Annotated in this window: 7 protein-coding genes; 2 read left to right on the top strand and 5 right to left on the bottom strand. The window is 44.7% G+C overall.

What is annotated here, in order from left to right:
• Both AC0UA9_RS16760 and AC0UA9_RS16755 read left to right on the top strand, forming a co-directional pair.
• Nucleotides 1-909: MFS transporter (locus tag AC0UA9_RS16760; RefSeq protein WP_475661804.1), on the top strand; the 909-nt coding region annotated here is incomplete at its 5' end.
• A gap of 35 nt (nucleotides 910-944) precedes the next feature.
• On the top strand, nucleotides 945-1,301 hold the full coding sequence (locus AC0UA9_RS16755; RefSeq protein ID WP_475661802.1) for a hypothetical protein: 357 nt from the start codon (nucleotides 945-947) through the stop codon (nucleotides 1,299-1,301).
• Nucleotides 1,302-1,548: 247 nt separating this feature from the next.
• On the opposite strand, the gene AC0UA9_RS16750 is transcribed toward AC0UA9_RS16755, so the two are convergent.
• From AC0UA9_RS16750 to AC0UA9_RS16730, 5 genes are all read right to left on the bottom strand, one after another.
• A complete protein-coding gene (locus AC0UA9_RS16750) occupies nucleotides 1,549-1,938 on the bottom strand; it encodes a VOC family protein (RefSeq protein WP_249016653.1) in 390 nt (129 codons plus the stop codon).
• Between the two features lie 63 nt (nucleotides 1,939-2,001).
• Entirely contained in the window at nucleotides 2,002-2,298 is a 297-nt protein-coding gene (locus AC0UA9_RS16745) for a helix-turn-helix domain-containing protein (RefSeq protein WP_449204100.1), read from the bottom strand.
• Between the two features lie 165 nt (nucleotides 2,299-2,463).
• On the bottom strand, nucleotides 2,464-3,072 hold the full coding sequence (locus tag AC0UA9_RS16740; protein ID WP_249016654.1) for a class I SAM-dependent methyltransferase: 609 nt from the start codon (nucleotides 3,070-3,072) through the stop codon (nucleotides 2,464-2,466).
• Between the two features lie 177 nt (nucleotides 3,073-3,249).
• Complete coding sequence (locus AC0UA9_RS16735; RefSeq protein ID WP_206047650.1) at nucleotides 3,250-3,813, bottom strand: DUF6891 domain-containing protein; 564 nt, start codon at nucleotides 3,811-3,813, stop codon at nucleotides 3,250-3,252.
• Between the two features lie 175 nt (nucleotides 3,814-3,988).
• Entirely contained in the window at nucleotides 3,989-4,207 is a 219-nt protein-coding gene (locus tag AC0UA9_RS16730; RefSeq protein ID WP_241006715.1) for a DUF6500 family protein, read from the bottom strand.
• Nucleotides 4,208-4,251: the final 44 nt, after the last annotated feature.

Genomic DNA, 4,251 nt, shown 5'->3' with positions numbered 1-4,251 from the left:
GATGATTGGCGCTGGGTCTTTCTCAGCAACATTCCCTTTAGTTTATTGGCCGCTATATTGTCTGCTTATTGGATTCGCTCTGAAACCAAAAAAGCGCTACCACCAGATATGAAAGGACTTCTATTTGTTAGTACTTCACTCGCAACATTACTCATCGGACTTTCTATTTATGCAAATGCGAGTTCGAAACTATTGCCAATATTATTTCTCATCGTAGGATTGGGGTTCAGCGTTCTCTACTTACACCATTATCGTAAAACCACGCATGCCATTCTTGATTTGAGTGTATTTAAAAATACGCATATGCGTTTTTCTGTATTGGTGTATTTAGCGGTGCCGGGCGTCTTCACAGGAGTAAACTTACTGAATATCTTCTTTCTTCAAGAGGTATTAGGCTGGTCTGCTCAAAAAACGGGGATGTTGATGGTGCTTTACGGGGCTGGCTCATTAGTTGCGATTACCGTAGGTGGTAGACTCTATAATCGCATTGGCGCTCGCTCACTATTTTTGTTTGGTATGTTGGCACATTCTGCCGGTATTGCTGTGCTATTTTTTGTTGGCCACCATTCCAACATTCCGTTACTTATTATTGCGTATTTATTGATGGGCTTAGGAGGCGGTGTGAGCGCCAATACGGCACAAACTACCGCGATGATGGATTTTGACGAAGCAACATTAATCAAGGCCAGCGCAGTTTGGAACCTCAACCGTCAGATGTCTTTTAGCCTTGGCGCCGCTTTTTTCACTCTTCTGTTCAATGTACTGCAGCACTACGCCAATGATATGTCGGCGTATCAACTGACATTCCTGCTCGCTGCTTTTATTGGCGTCACTCCTTTACTCATCATAAAACAACTTAATCGTAAGCCAAACGAGGATATATCATCATGCTACCCGAAAAAGAGTTAATCGCCGTTGCCCATCGTAGTGTTCTAGATCTGCACGTGTGGATTCAAGATGTATTCACAGGAAGCGCCGAGCAAGATGCTTCGTTAGAGAAGCTTATCAGTAGCTTTTGTCCATCTTTTACCATGGTGACAACATCAGGTAACGTAATGGACCAATCTCAAGTGGATGCATTGTTTCGCAACAATAAAGGTACACGCCCCTCACTTTCAATCCTTATTGAACAATATGAAACATTACTCGTCAGCGCAGACAGCGTTGTCCTGCGTTATCGCGAAACCCACCAAGAAGCCGAGGCAATTTCGTCTCGTTATTCCGTTGTTATCATTGATATAAAAGATAGCAAGCCTCTATGGCGATACCTGCAGGAAACTGCTGACGTCACCCCAGATTGAGTAGCACTGCACTTTAGAATCCAACCCTATGGGCAAGCAGTTCTGTGGGAACGCCATGTTGTCATGGGTGTTTTCGAGATGAATGTTTGAATGAGCATTGGTCCACCAGTCTTCATCTTGCTCAGTTTTCAAACCCTATAGTAGGACTAACACCTGAACTAAGCCGACCGCTTGGAGCGCATGATCAAGGGGGAGCGAAAAGCGTGGTCGGCTGCAAGGCATTGTTATGTGCGTTCCGCTTTTTGGTTTATAGCTCTTGCACCAGCTGAATAAAGTTTCCACAAGTATCATCAAAGACGGCAATTTTGACTGTCCCAGCTTCCTTGGGAGGAATTGAAAACCTCACTCCTAACCCGGAAAGTCTGGCGTACTCTTTTTCAAGATCGTCAATAGCGAAAGACGTCCAAGGAATGCCAGCCTCTTTCAGCGATTGTTGATAGATTCTTGCAGGCTCAAATGCCATAGGCTCTAGCAGCAACTCAACTCCCGACTGCTCTTGCGGAGATACAACGGTCAACCACTTGTGCTCACCCAAAGGTACTTCTTTTTTCTTAACAAACCCTAAGATATTTGTATAGAAATCAAGGGCTTTTTCCTGATTTTCAACTGGGACGCTTGTGACAAAAATTTTAATCATGGCGATGAGAACTCCGACTAAACTAATGGAATGCCAACGATAGCTGGAAGCAAGTTGGAATACTTATTCTCGATTGCTCTTGTGGAGCCACTGATAGTCTCTCGGCGTATATCCAGTACATTTTTTGAAAACTGAAGAAAACGTAGGCAAGCTCTCATAACCCACCGCGAAACATACTTCAGTAACTGATAACCCGCTCCTCAATAGATTCTTGGCTTGTTTAATGCGCAAATCTCTCAGATGGCTTCTGGGCGTTAAGCCATACATGCTCTGAAAAGTACGTATATAGTGAAAGCGAGACATAAGTGCAGTTTTTGCGAGCTCATTCACCTCTATTCTCTCAGAATAGTAATTTTCCATGAGTGCTTTCGACCGCCTTACTTGAACGTATAGCTCAGCCCGAAATAGTTCCTCTTTGTATAAACGATCAACCTCGCTTTCGAAATACGATTTTGGCTTTTCTGACATATGTGAAGTCAATTTATTTTACGGGAGTGGTTTGATCCTAGCGCATATCGCCTGCAATCATGCACTTGTCGCGTGCATTGCTTTGTTAAGTGGCTTTCGGATGAACGCACGGTAACTGGACGTAGAATCACCACTCATAGTGCTTGCGCCCACAACCTCATCGTGAACGCAGGAAAAACCAACGAATACGTCGCGGAGTTCTGCCGGGCTACTGTAGCGCATCGGTATGCCGAGACCGGAAACAAAGCCCTTACTTTTTACGGAACAGAACTCCGACATATGAACGATGCCGCCAGGCTTCAGCACGCGGTTTATCTCCGCAGACACTCTATCTCGCTCATCAAGTGAAGGAATGCACGTAAATACCGCGCAAATGACGACAACATCAAATGCATTTTCGCCGAACGGAAGATCAATCCCATCCAAATGTAGGAGAGGCACCCCAGGAAACGCCTTCCTTCCACGCTCGATCATGGCGAAGGAAGGATCAACACCCGTAACGTCAATGTATCCGCACTCGGTAAGTTCGTTGGAAATCCGTCCGTATCCACAGCCAAAATCGAGCACTTTGGCTTTTCGGCTGATCATGCCTAGAAATCGCGCTAGGTCAATTTCAAGATTAAAGTCGACGTCACTCGCCACCTTATCCCAACTGCGTTGGAGCATCGAATCCCCCACTTAACATAAATAACCGTACCTGCCACATAACACTGCTGAACCTGTAGGCCGCTTTCAGCCGGAATGTTCGCTCTGGGCGTTATCTGTCATCTCGCCATCAGAGTAGCTTGAGGCTCTGCACTCGGCCAGGAGCGAATTTTTAGGCGGTTCCGATGCATGCGCTTGTTATATGCTGCTTGCACGATGCTTCCAATCAAATTTAGGGATATTAATTCTTTGATTTGTAGTGCCATCCCATTCTACGGTAAATCCCGCCTTCTCTAACGCTTGCTGGATAGTTTGAGCAACCTCATTTTTTTCAGGCACGTCACCATTAACGTGGTCATAAGCTAGCATCAACCCACCACCAGAAACAGCTCGTTCTAAATCTTGACCATGATAGAAACAATAGCCGTAGAATTCACCTTGCGGGTACGCACTCAATGCTTCATTTGAATCTTCATGCCCGTCAGACATGGTATAGCCAGCGTTATGTAAGCAAAGAATGCCATTAGCATTGAGGGCTTGAAACACACCATCTAATCGATCTAGGTCTGTAACTTGAGGCCATGATTTTTCGGCTTCTCGCTTTTTCTTAAACTCGATGCTTACGGATTCACGAAGCATCTCTTCATCAGCTCCTTCTTCAAGTAAATCAGCAATCATCTCTTGAATGTCTTCAGGTGTGTCAAAACCACCCCATACATGAACCTTGATAGCATCCAAAATATACTTATTCACTTCATTCATAGCTTCTTCCTTGTATAAAGCTAGTTCACTGATTAAGTAGGGATAATAGAACGATAACTTTCAATGCATATACCGTCCGGCTTTGGAGCGGGCTTGAAGCCGCACAGCAGCGAAAAGGCCATCCCAGACCCAGAGGGACGACAGCAGACGTTTGTTATGTAGTTTTATGGCAAGACTAAGCACCGGATTTAACCATATCTCTGATTTTTACTGCTTTCTCGAAATGATCCAATTCGTGAGTTTCAATCCACCACCGTGCCACCTCCATGTGAACTTCTGGCTGATCGTTTTTGTTTTTGAAAAATGCGTAAAACGATAACCCTACCTCTGATCCTTTCTGATCGATTTTTCGATCGCATACTTCAATAAGTATTTCTCTAAGCTCTTTCCGCAAAGCCATACTCCATTGATTTGATCGCATAACGTCGCCAACACGTG

The organism is Colwellia sp. F1, assembly GCF_056238625.1.
The sequence above is the reverse complement of the archived record's forward strand: the minus strand, read 5'-3'. Positions and strand labels throughout refer to the sequence as shown.

What these genes read in the sequence shown, in the direction of transcription:
- AC0UA9_RS16750 (WP_249016653.1), bottom strand. Translation starts at nt 1,938, where the DNA reads ATGATTAAAATTTTTGTCACAAGCGTCCCAGTTGAAAATCAGGAAAAA.
- AC0UA9_RS16745 (WP_449204100.1), bottom strand. Translation starts at nt 2,298, where the DNA reads ATGGAAAATTACTATTCTGAGAGAATAGAGGTGAATGAGCTCGCAAAA.
- AC0UA9_RS16740 (WP_249016654.1), bottom strand. Translation starts at nt 3,072, where the DNA reads ATGCTCCAACGCAGTTGGGATAAGGTGGCGAGTGACGTCGACTTTAAT.
- AC0UA9_RS16735 (WP_206047650.1), bottom strand. Translation starts at nt 3,813, where the DNA reads ATGAATGAAGTGAATAAGTATATTTTGGATGCTATCAAGGTTCATGTA.